Origin of the sequence: Prochlorococcus sp. MIT 1318 (genome assembly GCF_047304505.1) — a bacterium.
Classification (GTDB): Bacteria; Cyanobacteriota; Cyanobacteriia; order PCC-6307; family Cyanobiaceae; genus Prochlorococcus; species Prochlorococcus marinus_D.
In genome coordinates this window covers 356,739-372,223 of the sequence record NZ_CP138958.1, presented here as the reverse complement: position 1 = coordinate 372,223, position 15,485 = coordinate 356,739, and the positions used below count along the sequence as shown (strand labels likewise).

18 protein-coding genes are annotated in these 15,485 nt (G+C 54.5%); 7 read left to right on the top strand and 11 right to left on the bottom strand.

Annotated elements, in window-relative coordinates:
* Positions 1 to 28: 28 nt before the first annotated feature.
* Positions 29 to 730: an NnrU family protein gene (locus tag SIB66_RS02010; protein WP_236070432.1), complete on the bottom strand. Its 702-nt coding sequence runs from the start codon at positions 728 to 730 to the stop codon at positions 29 to 31.
* A 133-nt stretch (positions 731 to 863) separates the two neighbouring features.
* Here SIB66_RS02010 and SIB66_RS02005 point away from each other — a divergent pair, with 133 nt between their 5' ends.
* Positions 864 to 1,835, top strand: coding sequence for a LysR family transcriptional regulator (locus SIB66_RS02005; protein ID WP_063407420.1), 972 nt, complete (start codon positions 864 to 866; stop codon positions 1,833 to 1,835).
* An 8-nt stretch (positions 1,836 to 1,843) separates the two neighbouring features.
* Here the strand turns inward: SIB66_RS02005 and SIB66_RS02000 are convergent, their stop codons facing one another.
* Both SIB66_RS02000 and SIB66_RS01995 read right to left on the bottom strand, forming a co-directional pair.
* Positions 1,844 to 2,503 (bottom strand): DUF3172 domain-containing protein, encoded by a 660-nt coding sequence (locus tag SIB66_RS02000; RefSeq protein ID WP_063407419.1) that lies wholly within the window; start codon positions 2,501 to 2,503, stop codon positions 1,844 to 1,846.
* Positions 2,500 to 2,847: an NAD(P)H-quinone oxidoreductase subunit M gene (locus SIB66_RS01995; RefSeq protein ID WP_063401022.1), complete on the bottom strand. Its 348-nt coding sequence runs from the start codon at positions 2,845 to 2,847 to the stop codon at positions 2,500 to 2,502. Before SIB66_RS01995 ends, SIB66_RS02000 begins: the two co-directional genes overlap by 4 nt.
* Before the next feature lie 108 nt (positions 2,848 to 2,955).
* Between SIB66_RS01995 and pds the strand changes: the two genes are divergently transcribed.
* On the top strand, positions 2,956 to 4,374 hold the full coding sequence (pds, locus tag SIB66_RS01990; protein ID WP_063407418.1) for a 15-cis-phytoene desaturase: 1,419 nt from the start codon (positions 2,956 to 2,958) through the stop codon (positions 4,372 to 4,374).
* A 3-nt stretch (positions 4,375 to 4,377) separates the two neighbouring features.
* A complete protein-coding gene (locus SIB66_RS01985) occupies positions 4,378 to 5,319 on the top strand; it encodes a phytoene synthase (RefSeq protein WP_063407417.1) in 942 nt (313 codons plus the stop codon).
* Between the two features lie 41 nt (positions 5,320 to 5,360).
* On the opposite strand, the gene SIB66_RS01980 is transcribed toward SIB66_RS01985, so the two are convergent.
* Entirely contained in the window at positions 5,361 to 5,804 is a 444-nt protein-coding gene (locus SIB66_RS01980) for an RNA recognition motif domain-containing protein (RefSeq protein ID WP_011131367.1), read from the bottom strand.
* Positions 5,805 to 5,874: 70 nt separating this feature from the next.
* Positions 5,875 to 7,113, bottom strand: coding sequence for a tRNA nucleotidyltransferase (locus SIB66_RS01975; protein ID WP_063407416.1), 1,239 nt, complete (start codon positions 7,111 to 7,113; stop codon positions 5,875 to 5,877).
* Between SIB66_RS01975 and SIB66_RS01970 the strand changes: the two genes are divergently transcribed.
* Genes SIB66_RS01970 through SIB66_RS01960 form a run of 3 tightly spaced genes read left to right on the top strand, consistent with a single transcriptional unit; the run spans position 7,112 to position 8,675 of the window.
* A complete protein-coding gene (locus tag SIB66_RS01970; protein WP_063407415.1) occupies positions 7,112 to 7,363 on the top strand; it encodes a Ycf34 family protein in 252 nt (83 codons plus the stop codon). The two genes, SIB66_RS01975 and SIB66_RS01970, sit on opposite strands and share 2 nt — an antisense overlap.
* Positions 7,360 to 8,037 (top strand): tRNA (adenosine(37)-N6)-threonylcarbamoyltransferase complex dimerization subunit type 1 TsaB, encoded by a 678-nt coding sequence (tsaB, locus tag SIB66_RS01965; RefSeq protein ID WP_063407414.1) that lies wholly within the window; start codon positions 7,360 to 7,362, stop codon positions 8,035 to 8,037. The genes SIB66_RS01970 and tsaB overlap by 4 nt, the downstream gene beginning before the upstream one ends.
* Complete coding sequence (locus tag SIB66_RS01960) at positions 8,034 to 8,675, top strand: YdcF family protein (protein ID WP_063407413.1); 642 nt, start codon at positions 8,034 to 8,036, stop codon at positions 8,673 to 8,675. Before tsaB ends, SIB66_RS01960 begins: the two co-directional genes overlap by 4 nt.
* Here the strand turns inward: SIB66_RS01960 and SIB66_RS01955 are convergent.
* The 5 genes from SIB66_RS01955 to rpaB are packed head-to-tail and all read right to left on the bottom strand — an operon-like array spanning position 8,611 to position 13,392.
* The gene (locus SIB66_RS01955; RefSeq protein ID WP_236070385.1) at positions 8,611 to 9,282 is read right to left on the bottom strand and encodes a lysophospholipid acyltransferase family protein; all 672 of its coding nucleotides are present in this window, start codon (positions 9,280 to 9,282) and stop codon (positions 8,611 to 8,613) included. The genes SIB66_RS01960 and SIB66_RS01955 overlap by 65 nt on opposite strands.
* A gap of 36 nt (positions 9,283 to 9,318) precedes the next feature.
* Entirely contained in the window at positions 9,319 to 10,215 is an 897-nt protein-coding gene (fabD, locus tag SIB66_RS01950) for an ACP S-malonyltransferase (protein ID WP_063407690.1), read from the bottom strand.
* A gap of 28 nt (positions 10,216 to 10,243) precedes the next feature.
* Positions 10,244 to 11,263 (bottom strand): beta-ketoacyl-ACP synthase III, encoded by a 1,020-nt coding sequence (locus SIB66_RS01945; protein WP_063407411.1) that lies wholly within the window; start codon positions 11,261 to 11,263, stop codon positions 10,244 to 10,246.
* Positions 11,264 to 11,318: 55 nt separating this feature from the next.
* Entirely contained in the window at positions 11,319 to 12,665 is a 1,347-nt protein-coding gene (gene plsX, locus SIB66_RS01940; protein ID WP_063407410.1) for a phosphate acyltransferase PlsX, read from the bottom strand.
* Positions 12,646 to 13,392 (bottom strand): response regulator transcription factor RpaB, encoded by a 747-nt coding sequence (gene rpaB / locus SIB66_RS01935; RefSeq protein WP_063396737.1) that lies wholly within the window; start codon positions 13,390 to 13,392, stop codon positions 12,646 to 12,648. Before rpaB ends, plsX begins: the two co-directional genes overlap by 20 nt.
* Positions 13,393 to 13,496: 104 nt before the next feature.
* Here rpaB and radA point away from each other — a divergent pair, with 104 nt between their 5' ends.
* Positions 13,497 to 14,891 (top strand): DNA repair protein RadA, encoded by a 1,395-nt coding sequence (gene radA, locus SIB66_RS01930; protein ID WP_063407409.1) that lies wholly within the window; start codon positions 13,497 to 13,499, stop codon positions 14,889 to 14,891.
* A gap of 14 nt (positions 14,892 to 14,905) precedes the next feature.
* Here the strand turns inward: radA and SIB66_RS01925 are convergent, their stop codons facing one another.
* A complete protein-coding gene (locus SIB66_RS01925) occupies positions 14,906 to 15,427 on the bottom strand; it encodes a photosystem I assembly protein Ycf3 (RefSeq protein WP_011131357.1) in 522 nt (173 codons plus the stop codon).
* Positions 15,428 to 15,485: the final 58 nt, after the last annotated feature.

Genomic DNA, 15,485 nt, shown 5'->3' with positions numbered 1-15,485 from the left:
CAGGCAGGATCATGGGAGTGTAGGCAATTCAGCTCAGCAGGCCTTCCAGCTTGGAGGAGAGGAAGGCCGCGCTGCCGATGGGGATGAAGCGATGGGCATACCAGAACACTCCCACAGCGATAGCGATGCCGAGCTGGGAAGGCTTCAAAGCTTCTTGCCATAGCAATTGTTGTCGTCCATCGATCACCGCCCTGAAGGGGATTACGGAGGTTTTTTGACGCAGTTCCTCAAAAGCATCGCCGAAGCGGGCTCGCAATCTGCGGTCGCCATGCCAAACAGCAAATAAGTGATGGCCGATCAGCCCTAAACAAGTCACCAGCATGAAGCTGCTGCCAATCCAGAGCGCATGGGAGAAACACCAGAGGATTTGGCCAATGGCTTGGGGATGTCTACTGATGCGGATGATCCCCGTGGCATAAAGCCGTACTTTCGGCTTGAGCAAGGCTGGGATTTCCAGCAGGTTGTAGGTGGCGGGATAGAGGAAGAGGAAACTTATGGCCGTGAGGACCCAGATCATTGGCACCATGCCTGGGACCCCTTGCAGATTCCAGAGCCGCACCCCGTCATAGCGATGTGCGAGGAAGTAACCGATCACCACCACAGCGGAGGGAATGCTTGTTGCTGCAAAAATCAATCGCCATGCCCTAGCCCCGATCCTGGTTTCGGCATGGCTACGTAGGGCTGCTCCGCCGCTGTGGATCACAGCGAAGAGAAACAACAGAACAAGCATCACAAGGGTGCTGTGATGGAGCCCAGTGGATGACAATTGTGCCAAGCGGCAGTGGCAATGATTATCGATTCTGGCGTCCAGGCTTTTCCGCTTACAGTTTTTCTGTTGTTACTGCCGGGTTGGCAGGTCCTCCATGGCCGATCTGCCGTTCACACTCGATCAGTTGCGCATCCTCCACGCCATCGTGAGTGAGGGCAGCTTTAAGAAAGCAGCCGATAGCCTTTATGTCACTCAGCCGGCGGTGAGCCTGCAGATTCAGAACCTGGAGAAGCAGTTAGAGGTCTCCTTGTTTGATCGTGGGGGCCGCAAGGCTCAGCTAACCGAAGCGGGCCGACTTCTGTTGAGCTACTGCGAGCGGATTCTTAGTCAGTGTCAGGAAGCCTGCCGAGCTCTTGATGATCTTCATGACCTCAAAGGTGGATCATTAGTGATTGGGGCTAGCCAGACGACTGGCACCTATTTGATGCCGCGCATGATTGGCTTATTTCGCCAAAAGTACCCGGACGTGGCCGTGCAATTGCAAGTGCACAGCACCCGACGCACCGGCTGGAGCATTGCCAATGGTCAAATTGATCTAGCGATCATTGGAGGCGAGCTGCCATCGGAGCTCAACGATCTTCTTCAGGTTGTGCCTTACGCCAGCGATGAACTGGCCCTGGTTCTTCCGGTGAAACATCCTTTGTCTCGGCTTGTTGAACTCACCAAGGAAGATCTCTATCGCTTGGGTTTTATCAGTCTTGATTCCCAGTCCACCACTCGCAAGATGCTGGACCAGCTCCTAGCTCGATCTGGCTTGGATGTGCAGCGCTTGCGGATAGAGATGGAGCTCAACTCTCTTGAGGCGATCAAGAATGCAGTTCAATCTGGTCTTGGGGCAGCCTTTTTGCCTGTGGTATCGATTGAACGTGAACTAACCGCCGGCACAGTGCACAAACCGTTGGTGGTTGATCTGCAGGTGCGTCGTCAGCTGAAGTTGATCAGCCATCCTGCGCGTTACTGTTCACGCGCAGCAGAAGCCTTTAGGCGTGATGTGCTGCCAGTGTTTGCTAGTGCCGACAGCCCCATTCGTCAGAACAGGGCCGTTCTTGCAGATGGCAATGGTTAAGAGTCGACTCAGAATTGATCAGCTTCCGGTGTTACGCCCACGGAATCGTCAGCAACTCCTTTAGTAATAAATTTATTCTCTCTGATATCTGTCTGGTAGACGCAGCGGACGATGGGTTTATCGCGGATTGAACCGATATAAGCGAAGGTGTTCATGCGTTGCTTGCACTCTCTCACCTGGTTATTGGTGACTGCACCTTGTTTTTCCAGCACCGTCCAGTTTTCCCTACGAATGACACAGCCAGGCTGCAGGCTGGGCTGTGTGACAAAACTGCTTGAAGGGTTAAGCGTGGTGTACATCTCAACGTCGATGACGAAGGCGCTGGCCCCCCATTGCCGACAGAATTCAGGATCAGGCACAGCCATGTCCAGCTGCTGACTGCTGGCAATGTTTCCTTGGTCGCCTTGGGTGGTGCTAGTGACAGCACTGCCGATCCCGATCCCAACGATCAGAACCCCTGCGAGTACAGCCAGGCTGGCTGTATTCAAGCGGATGCCATTGCCTCCTCCTCCTGGTGGGGTGGGAGGGCCAGAACGACTTGAAGGGGAACGGTCATAGCTGGAGTCATCGCTTTCATAGCGGTTGCGGCGCGAGTAGCGGTCCCCGCGCCCTCCCTCTTGGCCATAGCTCTCAGGAGGCGATTGGCGGTTGTAACGGGAGCGATTCACAACAGCTCAGGGGTACGCGGGAGCCCCATGGAGTAGTTCAGCACGCGGCACTCTGGGTTGTAGCTTAATTTTCCAGCCTGAAGCAGCTTTCGGATTGTTCCTTCGAGTTCTGAGCCAATTCTGCGCAGGTTGTAGTCGCTAAGTTCGCCTCCGGCATGCGAGGCCACCAACTCTGCGAAGCGTTGCTGGATCTCTTTTGTGACGGATTCTGTCCATAGAAACTCGTTATCAGGATCGAGATCAAGCGTGAGCTGGTCGGGGTCTGGAACGAGATCATTGTTTTCAACCCTGGCCGTGAAGATCCTGACGTGTCGGGTCGTGCACTTCAATAGGGTCTCGTTCATGGCATGGACCGGTCCCGCAATGGGGTCCGCTAGAGCAAGTGAAGGGACTCTAGGAAGAGAATGGGGGAGGGCTCCTTTTAGGGTTGATGTTTACTTGTCGTGAGAAGCATGCGCGTTGCCATCGCAGGAGCAGGTCTGGCTGGACTCTCATGTGCCAAATATCTAGTTGATGCGGGACACATTCCAGTTGTTTATGAGTCTCGTGATGTGCTTGGGGGCAAAGTTGCGGCTTGGAAGGATGACGATGGTGATTGGTATGAGACTGGTTTACATATCTTTTTTGGGGCTTATCCAAATATGCTCCAGTTGTTCCAAGAATTGGGCATCGAGGAGCGTTTGCAGTGGAAAAGTCACTCGATGATCTTCAACCAGCTTGAGGAGCCTGGAACATACAGCCGCTTTGACTTTCCTGATCTTCCAGCTCCATTCAATGGAGTGGCTGCCATTTTAGGTAATAACGATTTGCTCAGCTGGCCAGAGAAGGTTGCCTTCGGCTTGGGTCTCGTACCGGCAATGTTGCGAGGCCAGGATTACGTGGAGGAGTGTGATCAATATTCTTGGACTGAATGGCTGAGGATCCACAACATCCCTGAGCGGGTGAATGAGGAGGTTTTCATCGCCATGAGCAAGGCATTGAACTTTATTGACCCTGATGAGATTTCAGCCACTGTCATCCTCACGGCGCTCAATCGATTTCTTCAGGAAAAGAATGGTTCCAAGATGGCCTTCCTTGATGGGGCCCCTCCTGAGCGGCTTTGTCAACCGATGGTGGAGCATATTCAGTCTCATGGTGGCGAGGTTTATCTCAACAGCCCCTTGCGGGAGATCAAGCTCAGTGAAGACAGCAGTGTGGCGAGCTTTCTGATTGGAGGTGAGCCTGGGAGTGAATCTAGGAATGTTCAAGCCGATGCTTATGTAAGTGCTCTTCCTGTGGATCCGCTCAAATTGCTTTTGCCGGCCCCTTGGAAGCAGATGGAGGTGTTTCGCAAACTCGACGGACTGCGCGGTGTTCCAGTGATCAACATTCATCTCTGGTTCGACCGCAAGCTCACGGATATCGATCACCTGCTCTTCAGTCGTTCCCCTCTTTTGAGTGTCTACGCCGATATGAGCATTACCTGCAAGGAGTACGCAGATCCAGATCGCTCTATGTTGGAACTGGTCTTTGCTCCAGCCAAAGATTGGATCGGCCGTAGCGATGAGGACATCATCGAAGCCACATTGGCTGAGCTCAAGAAGCTTTTCCCGATGCACTTCACAGGCGAAAAACAGGCCAAACTGCGCAAGTACAAGGTCATTAAGACACCCCTTTCGGTTTATAAGACCACCCCTGGGTGTCAGAAGCTTCGCCCGAGCCAGGAGACTCCGATTGCCAACTTTTTTCTCGCTGGTGACTTCACAATGCAGCGATACCTGGCGTCGATGGAGGGTGCGGTTCTCAGCGGCAAGTTGTGTGCAAATGCCGTGGATAGCTGTGGGGAGAAGTTATCCACGGCCCAGTCTGTTAGCAAGCCTCTCCAGGCCTGAAGAATGACTCAGCTAGCGCCGGATTCGTCGATTATCAGTGCTCAGGCTTGCTTGAGTCTTGATGAGGCTTATGAGGCTTGTCGGAAGGAAACAGCTCAGTGGGCGAAAACCTTTTATCTCGGCACCATGTTGCTTCCTTCGATCAAACGCAGAGCGATTTGGGCCATCTATGTGTGGTGTCGGCGAACTGATGAGCTGATGGATAGCGCCGAGGCTCAGACGCGTCCTGTTTCAGAATTAGCAAATCGGCTGGATCAATGGGAAGAACGCACTCGAGCCATGTTCGCTGGCCAGGTGCGCGATGGCCTGGATGCGGTCATGGCAGACACTCTTGAACGTTTCCCTCAGTCCATACAGCCTTATCTGGACATGATTGAGGGGCAGCGCATGGATTTGAATCAGCATCGATACGCCACCTTTCAGCAGCTAGAGCTCTATTGCTATCGAGTGGCAGGGACTGTGGGTTTGATGACCCAGCACGTCATGGGTCTTGACCCTGCATACACAACAGCCCCTTGGAGTTCTTCTCCAGAGACATCAGATGCTGCTATTGCTCTGGGAATTGCCAATCAACTGACCAACATTCTTCGTGATGTCGGAGAGGACCGTAGTCGTGGCCGTATTTATATTCCCCAGGAAGATCTCGACCGATTTGGTTATTCAGAAGCTGATTTGATGGCTGGACGTTTGAATAGTGCTTGGAAGGATTTGATGGCTTTCCAATTGGAGCGTGCTCGCGAGTGGTTTGCCCGGTCGGAAGCTGGAGTGCGCTGGCTATCTCAAGATGCCCGTTGGCCAGTATGGGCTTCATTGCGACTTTATAGAGGGATCCTCGATTCCATAGAACGCTTGGACTATGACGTTTTTAATAATCGGGCTTATGTGAGTCGCTGGATGAAGTTGGTTGATCTTCCTCTGTCATATCTGATGGCCCAAGCACGCTGAGGCTGGACAAACAGATTTTGAAAGAGGAGTAACGGTTCAGTTCAAACAGTTGTCTTTTGATTGGCGAGGAGATCCTTCAGTTTGGAAAGTTCTCCAGCCCAACGTGGGTCGGGTGCTTCTTCAGCAGGCGCATCACTGTGTACAACTTTGTTGGCCGATTTTCTGGCTGATCCTGGGGCATTGCCGCTTGAATTTGTACCGTTGCGGCGTGAACCACCACCGGATCCTTCGTTTGTATTGCGGCGTTCAGAACGCTCAACCCGCAAGTTGTTTCCGTTGAATTCTCGGCCGTTGAACTGTTCAATTACCGCATTGGCAATTTTCTCATCATTGACATTAGCGAAGCCGAATCCACGACAACCTCCGGTTTCTCGGTCGAGAACTGCCTTGAAGCGAATCCCATCTCCAACGCTGGCCAGCTGCGTTTCCAGCTCTTTGCTTTCAAAAGTTTGCGGCAGGTTGCCGATGTAAAGGCGAACGCTCATGAAAAAGAGAGGGGAATGAGAAAAGGATGTGGATCAGGCCGATCGATGTCCTTATTGCCAGAGCAGTTAATCACAGCAAGGTTTGTTTTTGTTCCCACCAGTAAGTTGCCGCCTTAAAAGCTTGCTTTCGATTCTGTACCCGGCCAAAGGCTTTTTCTTTGCAGAGATGGCGAAGCAGCTCACCTAGAGCTTGACCTTTTGGGAGTTTGAGGGTCTTTTGCAGTGCATAGCCGTCCACAGGAGGTGAGGGGTGGAACAGAGGATCATCGGCGTTCCGCCAACGCTCTAGCCACTGCATCTGGCTGATGTGCGGGAGCTGCAGGATGAGGGCTGGAAGGTCTGTTTCTAGATCAAGGTGCAATTGCAGCCGATCCAATTCGCTGAGGCTTGCAAACGCCATACCGTCGTTGCGTTCTTCCCAGTAACGAAGGAGTTGGCAGCGTTGACATTGTCGTCGGCTGAAGCGCAATGCGCTCAGCCCCTCATTGCTGAGCAGATGAGTGAGACGAGCCAAGGGAAGTGCAACGGCTTGCTCTTCAGGTTTGAGGGATTTGGCAACCTTTAAACATGGTGCTGGTTGGCTGATTCTTTCAATGCTGTTTTGCCAACAATCCAGTAGGCCAGTGCGCAGCAGCAGCGGCAGCACGTCATCGGCCCAAGGCGCAGCCACGATCCGTTGTAGTTCTGCCTGAATTCGTTCAGGAGCTGCTTGGGGCAGAAGTCTGTGGTGGCAATTGATCCACGCCAAGGTTTGCTTTCCCAGGCTGAGCTGCAGTTCGGCTATCAGTCGCAGACCGCGCAGCAACCTCAGGGGATCGTCGAGCAGGTTTTGCTCACGTACCGCAACAAGTTTTTTTTGCTTCAGATCACTCAGCCCTCCCGTTGGGTCCACGAGCTGAGGGGTGGCTTCGAGGGTGAGGGCAATGGCGTTGAGACGGAAGTCCCGCCGCCAAAGGTCCTCTTCAAGGGTGGATCCCTCTTGGGCGGCGATGTCGATGGTCCAGCCTTTGATCACCAATCGCGCCATGTCCCTTTCTGCGTCCAGCACCACACATGTGCCTCCCAGTGTCTTGGCCAGAATGCGTGTGAGCTCTAGTGCCTTGCTGGGCACAATGAAGTCGAGATCTGGTTGCTGCTGGAGTCGGCCAAGGAGGCCATCACGAACGGCACCTCCTACTAGGACCGTTCCAGCAGGAAGGTCTTGAATCGATAGTGGCCAGTGATCAGGATGTAATTGTTCCCAAAGGGCCTGGACCCGGATGGTGGGATCACCCTCCAGAATGGGGGCAGCAGAGCGAAGGGAGGGCATGTGTATTTGTGTCGACTGCCGCTGGGTTGATCGTTGCCAGGCCTATCACGCGGTGGAGCGGCAGCACGGGGTTGCCCATCTCAATGCGGCACCGGATCTGGAGCCTCAGAACCCACGCATCCATATCAGTGTGATTGATTTGCCTGAAGGAGTGACAGGCGTGGAATGGGATGTACGGGACTGCGGTAGTTTTCTTTTAGATCATGGGCGCTGGAAGCGATTGTGCCCTGGTCAGGAGCTGCCTCGATGAGCTGTCAGACCGGTTCATCCTTGGAAGAAGATCAGGCTTTTTTGCTTTTGGCACTCCACAGTTCTTCAGAAACGCTTGGTGTCGCTGTTCAAGATTGCCGTGATCCCAAGACCAGTCGGCGTACTGCAACTTTCCCACTGGGCCGCGGGCTCTCAAATAGTTTGCTCAATTGTGTAGAGGAGCTTTTGCCAGCAGCCTCTTGGCCTCAGTTGGCTCGCTTGGCCGTGGCCATTGGTCCTGGCGGATTTACCGGGACTCGTTTAACCGTCGTGATGGCAAGAACTCTGGCCCAGCAGCTTGGTTGTTCCCTCGATGGGGTGAGCAGTTTTGCTTTGATGGCTCCTCGGTTGGCGGTTGCGTTAAGCCATGAGCAAATGGAGCAGCCATTTTGGATCGTGAAAACCCTGCCCCGGCGAGGAACTGTGGCTGGTCGTTATCAGTTGCAAATGGCTGCAGAAGTTGGCGCTGCAAAGGTTGTTGTGGAGTTGGAATCGCCCCATTTGTTAGCAGAGGATTTCAAGGCCTTCCCTGCCCTTGATGCCCAAGATGATGTGGCGAAGGATGTGGAGCTTTTACTTGAGCTATGCGCCACGGCGCACAGTTTGGGCCAGGAGGTCGCCTGGACTGATGTGCTTCCTATTTATCCGACATCTCCGGTGGTGGTCTCGCCTTGAGGAGTTGGTGTCGTCCTGGGACGATTGTTGTAGGAGGCCTCTTGTTCTGGCTAATTGCTGCCGGACCTTTGCGTCCTTATCGGCAAGCGCTAACGAATGGGAAGCCTCCTCAGTTGATCTTGGTACTAGGAGGTGATGTTGATCGTGAGCATCTTGGCATCCGATTAGCGAGGGATTTGAATTTGCCTCTGGTGGTTAGTGGTGGTAGCAACCTGGAATATGCCCAGTGGTTGGTTCGTGAGGTGGGGATTCCTCCGAGTCAGGTTCAGCTCGACTACCGCGCTAAGGACACCCTGGGTAACTTCACGTCTCTTGTGGATGAACTGCGGTTAAAGGGCATCCAACATGTCTTACTGGTGACTAGTGAGGATCATTTGCCCCGTTCCATGGCCGTGGGTCATGTTGTGGCTGGTAGCCGAGGGATTCGCCTGACAGGCATCTCTGTCTCTTGCGCTAATCAATGTCGGGAGGAGGGGTTGCGCAAGCGGATCAGCGATTGGGTAAGGGCTTGGGCTTGGGTGGCGACAGGTCTCGATCTTAAGGAGTGGGCCCAGCGGCGCTGGCCAGAGGCACTCAGCGCTGGCGGCGGAGACGTTCTTCTGCCGAATTCAAAAGTCCTTGATCCAGCAGCGCATTGATTCTTTTTTGGAGTTCTGCGCTGGTGGCTTCCAAGTCGTTTTTACGACGGCTGGAAGGTGGGGGGATCGGTTTGCCGATTCGAAGTTGTATTGGTATGAGTCGGGGTAATGGTCCACGTTTACCAAGGGCACGGTGGCTATTGATGATCGCTACTGGAAGTAGGGGCGCATCGCTGCGAGCCGCTAGCAGTGCGGCCCCAGGCATGGGGGCATTGACGCGGCCGTTGGCTTGGCGAGTGCCATCAAGGAAGACCCCTATGGCCCAGCCTTCGTCCAGGCGGGCAGTTGCCATGCGGATGGCTTCCCTGTCACTGGCGCCGCGTTTCACGGGGTAAGCACCACAGGCACGGATGATTGCTCCTAAAAAGGGGATCCGGAACAGTTCTGCTTTGGCCATGAAGGCCACAGGCCGCCCAAGAGCATGGCCAAGGAGGGGCGGGTCAAGGTGAGAGCCGTGGTTGGCGACGACCACAACAGCACCTTGACGCGGAACATTGTCGTTGCCATATGTGCATCCCCTAAATAGAACCCGGAAGATGGGAAACACAAGTAGATAGCTCACGAGTCGATAGGTGAGACTTGGCTGCGGTGTCATTAGCACCGGCATGCTTGAGCTCAGTCGGGGTTTGGTTTGGGTCAAAGTTCAATTCCCCAGGTCTGCAGCACAGCTCAGCTGGATGGTCGCAACTCCTGGAAGAGATCGCTTGACTAGACCACTCAGCACATTGCCAGGGCCGATTTCGACCACTGTGTTGACCCCTTGGGTGGCCATGGTATCCATCGTTTCGCGCCAACGGACGCCTGTTGTCATTTGATCTTTTAGCCGTTGCTTCAGCAAGTTGGCATCGCAGGTTGGGATTGGATCGGCATTGCAGAGAACGGGGACACGGGCGTCTTTGAAAGGCACTTGATCCAGTTCAGCTGCAAATTCTGTGGCCGCTGTGGCCATGAAAGGTGAATGGAAGGCTCCCGAGACTGGCAACGGAATTGCTCGCTTGCAGGTCAGCTGGCTGCTGACCTTGCTAACAGCCTCTGGGGTGCCGGATAAAACCACCTGGGCAGCACTGTTGTCATTGGCGATCACGACTCCTTCTGTGTCTGCTACCAGAGCTTTTAGCTGTGTGCGGTCAAAGCCCAAGATGGCTGTCATGGCCCCACCACCGGCGGAGGCCATCAGTTCTGAGCGGCGTCGCAGCAGCAGCAAGGCTGTGTTTACGTCAAAAACCTCAGCTGCGTAGAGGGCTACAAGTTCACCCAGGCTGTGCCCTGCTATTAGCGATGCCTCACGACCCTGCCTGCGCAGTTCATCCACCAGTAATGATTCAACGACAAAAAGTGCCGGTTGGGTATTGCGGGTGTCATTGAGGTCGGCCGGGTCATGATTGGTTTGGTCGCTACCACGGCAAATCGCAAGGAGATCACGTCCCAGTAGTCGAGAGGCGAGGGCAAAGCGCTCTTCGGCATTGGGCAAGCTGATGATCGGGTCAGCCATGCCCAGCTTTTGTGAGCCCTGACCAGGGAACACCCAAGCAATCGACATCAGAACGCTATAGCGATTTAGCGGGAGCCTAGATGGGCCCATGCCAGCGGATTAACGCTGCACCCCAACTGAGACCAGCTCCAAAACCGCTACTTGCGATCAGTTGACCAGGTTTAATTCTTCCGTCTTGTACGGCTTCATCAAGCATGAGTGGGATGGTGGCTGCCGATGTGTTGCCGTACTCAGCCAGGTTGCTGAGCACCTTTGCCTGCGGAATGGCGAATCGATCCCCTACAGCATCGAGGATGCGTTGATTGGCTTGATGAAGCAGGAGCCAGTCCAGTGACTCCGGGGCTGTGTTGGTCTCTTTGAGAAGGGTTTGGAGGATGGCAGGTACTTCTCGGACAGCGAATTTGTAGACCTCCTGTCCGTTCATCTGAATGGGCTGAAAACCGCCTTGCTGATGGCTATTGCCCGCTACCAGGGAGAGATAGTTTTGAACTTGCGGCAGGTTGAGGCAGTCGCCGCGGCTGCCGTCAGATTTCAACTGAAAGCCCAGCAGCCCGTTCTGAGCAGCACTCGTTGCTTCCAGAGCAACAGCTCCGGCTCCATCGCCAAACAGCACACAACTGCGCCGATCGTCCCAGTCGACCCAGCGGCTTAGTTGGTCCGCACCGATTACGAGTGCTCGCCGCATCGCACCAGTGCGAAGGAACTGGGCGGCAGTGATCAGGGCGAATAGAAAACCACTACAAGCGGCTGTGAGATCAAAAGCCACTGCTTGGCGAGCTCCCAAAATGGCTTGCAGTTGCGGGGCTGAACCAAAGAGATCATCAGGGGTTGATGTGGCCAGGATGATCAGATCAACACTTTCGGATTCCCAGCCAGCCATTGTTAGGGCGTTGGCTGCAGCTTGATGGCTTAGGCCTGTCAGCGTTTCATCCGGTCCGATAACACGTCGGGCACTGATTCCAGTGCGGCTACGGATCCATGCATCGCTGGTGTCAACCCTTTGGCCGAGTTGGTCGTTGCTAATCCGTTGGGATGGTGTGGCACTGCCGCAGCCCACCAGAGCTACTCCACTACCGATTGTGGACGTTTCAGCCAAGGGGCAAGTGGTCCAAGGTGGCGTCAGTCAATCACAGCGTTTCGGCAAAGCGCCTTTAGGCTCTTTCAACAGGTGCCTTTTGCAGTTCGGCTAAATCGTCCATGACACCATGGCTCGCTGCGGAGTGGGCTAGTCGTAGTGCACTGACCACCGATAGCGCCTTGCTGCTGCCATGGCCGATCACACAGATGCCATTCACACCCAGCAATAGTGCACCTCCATGTTCTGCATGGTCGAGGCGTTTCTTAATTCGCTTGAGGTTGCTGCGTAGGAACGCAGAACCTACCTTGCCGCGTCTACCTCGGGGCAGTTCGGCTCGCAATACATCAAGCAGCACGCTGCCGACAGACTCCAGGAATTTGAGGAGCACATTGCCGGTGAAGCCATCGCATACCACCACGTCGAAAGCCCCTGAAAGCACATCTCGCCCTTCGCAGTTGCCCGCGAATTGAAGCCGATGCTCTTCGCTGAGAAGCTCATGAGTGCGAATGGCTAGATCGTTGCCCTTGCACTCCTCTTCGCCAATATTCAGAAGCCCGATGCGTGGTCGAGCCACCTGGAGAACATCGCGGGAATAGATATTGCCAAGTAGGGCAAATTGGTGGAGGTAGATGGGCTTGCAATCCATGTTGGCGCCCACATCCAGCACTAGCACTGGTTGTGTTGGATCTTTGGTTGGGAATAGAGCACCTATGGCGGGACGGTCTATCCCTGCTAGACGCCCCAGTCGGAAGATGGCTGAGGCCATCATGGCTCCGGAATTTCCAGCTGAATACATTGCTAGAGCTTCGCCCTTTTTGACCAGGTCCATGGTCAGGTTGATGCTGGCGTCGCGTTTGCGGCGCACCACAGTGGCCTCTTCATCCATGCCCACAGAGGGACCGCTTGCGACAAGCTCCAGATGACCAGCGGCTGTGGCTTGGTTGAAGAGTTCGGTGAGACCCAGGTCTTGGACAGCGCCTAACACTTTTTCGGTCTCTCCGACGAACTTGATGCGGAGGGGAAGTCTTTGAATCGCTTTTAGACAGCCATCAAGAATGGGGCCAGGAGCCTGGTCTCCACCCATGCCATCGACGGCAACCCAGAGCCGATCGCTATTTTTGATGTCCTCCGCTTCTGCGTTGTTTTCGCTGCTTTGTAGTCGCCGCAGGGGATCAAAAACGAGTGGCTGAAGCATGCTTCCTGCCATTGATCCAGCATTAGACACGACGGATCCAGCACTTGAAACAACTGTTCCGGCTACGTTTCCAGCGGCGGAAGCTGAGTTTGTGGCACTTCCTACCAGGCTGGTAACGGCTGCATTGCGGCGATACCAGATCACCAGACGCCTAATGGCTCTGGGGCGGGTGGTCTTGCTCCGGGGCCCGGAGGCCGTGGAGGGATCAGAGTCCTTCGGGGGCAAGGGAGTCGATGATGCGCTGGAACAGGTAGCCGGTACCTCGAGCGGTGAGGATCAGCTCGGGATTGGCGGGATCGTCTTCGAGTTTGGAGCGAAGACGTGAAATATGAACATCCACGACCCTGGTATCTACATGTCGTTCAGGTGTATAACCCCATACCTCCTTGAGGATTTCGCCGCGGCTGAAAGGCTCCCCTGAGCGGCTGACCAGTAGCTCAAGCAGGCTGAATTCCATACCGGTAAGGCGAATCCGCTCATCTCCTCGGAAAACCTGTCGTTTGTTGGTGTCGACTCTTAGTTCAGCCACTTGAATCACCCCTGAGTTAGGGATGCCGGCAACGTGCTCTTTCTCGACTCTCCGAAGCACGCAGCGTATGCGTGCTTCAAGTTCCTTGGGGCTGAAGGGTTTGACGACGTAGTCGTCTGCACCCAGCTCAAGCCCCGTGATTCTGTCGGCGACATCTCCAAGGGCCGTGAGCATCACGATCGGGACATCTGATTCTTTGCGAAGCTCTTGACAAACGCCATAGCCATCAAGCTTGGGCATCATCACGTCGAGCACAACAAGATCAGGCTCACAGTTGTGGAAGATATCGAGAGCTTCGTTGCCATCACATGCCGTGACCACTTGATAGCCGATCATCGAGAGGCGGGTTTCGAGGATCCGACGAATGCTGGCCTCATCGTCGACCACGAGGATCGTCTCTTTAGATGGGCTGGTGGCCGTCATTTTTTTCTTTGGCGGCTGCAATCAATGAATCTTAGATAAGAGCTGTTAAGGCTTACCGGCCTTTTGGTTCATTTAAAGCCAACTTTCTTTACCTATCTTAGTAAGTGCGCACTGCTTCCGTCTACGTCTGTCAGAGCTGTGGCGCTAAGACCAGCCAGTTTTTTGGTCGCTGCGCCAGTTGCGGGACTTGGAATTCCTTGGTCGAACAGGTCGCTCATTCAACCGATGGTCGCCGCCGGAGTAACAGTTTTGATCCGGCCGTGGAACCAGCGGCGCGGCGCTCGATGGCGATGGCTTCTCTCGGGGGGCAACCCGTTCGCCGTCTTGCCAGTGGCTACGACGAATTGGATCGAGTCCTGGGCGGCGGGCTGGTGCCTGGATCAATGGTGTTAGTTGGAGGTGATCCTGGGATTGGCAAGAGCACGCTGCTTTTGCAGAGCGCCACGGCTATGGCACTGCAACACTCTGTGCTTTACGTGAGTGCTGAGGAGTCTGCCCAGCAGGTGAAGTTGCGTTGGCTGCGCCTTGAGGGGGTTGCGTCGGACCTGCAGCTTTTGGCGGAGACGGACTTGGAATTGGTGCTTCAGGAATTGGAAGCCCTGCGGCCTGCGGTGGCGATTATCGACAGCATTCAGGCTTTGCATGATGGGTCCCTTTCCAGTGCGCCTGGCTCTGTCGCTCAGGTGCGCGAGTGTGCAGCAGCTTTACAGCGTTTGGCTAAGCGTCAGGACACAGCCTTGGTTTTGGTGGGACATGTCACCAAGGAGGGGATGCTGGCGGGCCCCAAGGTGCTTGAGCATTTGGTCGATGCAGTACTCACTTTTGAGGGCGATCGATTTGCCAGTCATCGCCTTCTGAGGGCTGTAAAAAACCGCTTTGGAGCCACCCATGAGCTGGGGGTGTTCGAGATGCAGGGGAAGGGCCTAGCTGAAGTAGGGAATCCCAGCGAGCTCTTTCTCAAGGGTGAGTCTGCTTCTGGGGTGGCCACCATCGTGGCCTTTGAAGGGACCCGTTCATTGGTGGTGGATCTGCAGGCTTTGGTGGGTGTAACCAGCTATGCCAGTCCACGCCGTACCGCTACAGGATTAGGCACCAACCGTTTGCACCAAATTCTGGCCGTATTGGAGAAGCACATGGGCTTGCCATTGTCACGCTATGACTGTTATCTGGCTGTTGCTGGCGGATTAGAAGTCGAAGAGCCTGCTGCTGATTTGGGTGTCGCCGCTGCTGTTGTTTCCAGTTATCGGGATCTCATGCTGCCAAAAGGCACAGTTTTGATTGGGGAGTTGGGCTTAGGGGGGCAATTGCGGCCAGTGGGGCAGCTTGGGCAGCGTCTTAAGGAAGCAGTTCGCTTAGGTTTTCATCGTGCCGTAGTGCCGCAGGGCAGTGGCCTAGGACCCATCGGCAAGGAGCTGGAGTTGGAACTACTTGAGGCTGCGAGTGTGACTGAGGCTTTGGTAATGGCCCTCGGTGTGAATCCAGCTGATGATGGCTGCTGAAGGATGTTTTCGCTTTAGAAATAGACGTCTATGTTGCTTCGGCCTGTTGTTTTCAGCCAGTTCTCAATATCTAGGTAGCCGCCGGGATAGAGCCTTACCGCTTGGGTCCATACATCTGCAGCTCTGTCGAACAATCGATCAGCTTCGTCTTGCAGACCAGCTTCTTGCGCTGTGCGGCCGCGTTTTTCGTAAATCAAGCCCATGTTCTTTAGGCAGGAGGGCTGATTTGAGTTTTGGTCAAGGGCCCTCTGATAGGTATCAAGAGCGAGGTCCTCGTCCCCGTTGCTCATATAGATGATCGCCATGTTCTTGAGGGTTTCACTGCGGTCGAAGGGGCTTTCCTCAAGTTTCAGACTCTCTTCATAGTTTTCCAGTGCCTCTGCATAGTCGCCTGCGTTCTGGGCTGATAGGCCATCGCGGTAATACACATAGGCTCTTTTGGCCTTATCGTTGATTGGCATCATCTTCACGATTAGATCGGCCATCACCGTGAAGGTCTTGTCAATGAAGTTGTCTTTGTTTTGGGTGCGTGGCACGGCGTGAATAAAGGAATCACACCATTATCCTCGCCTTATTCTGAAAAGACTGTTTTGA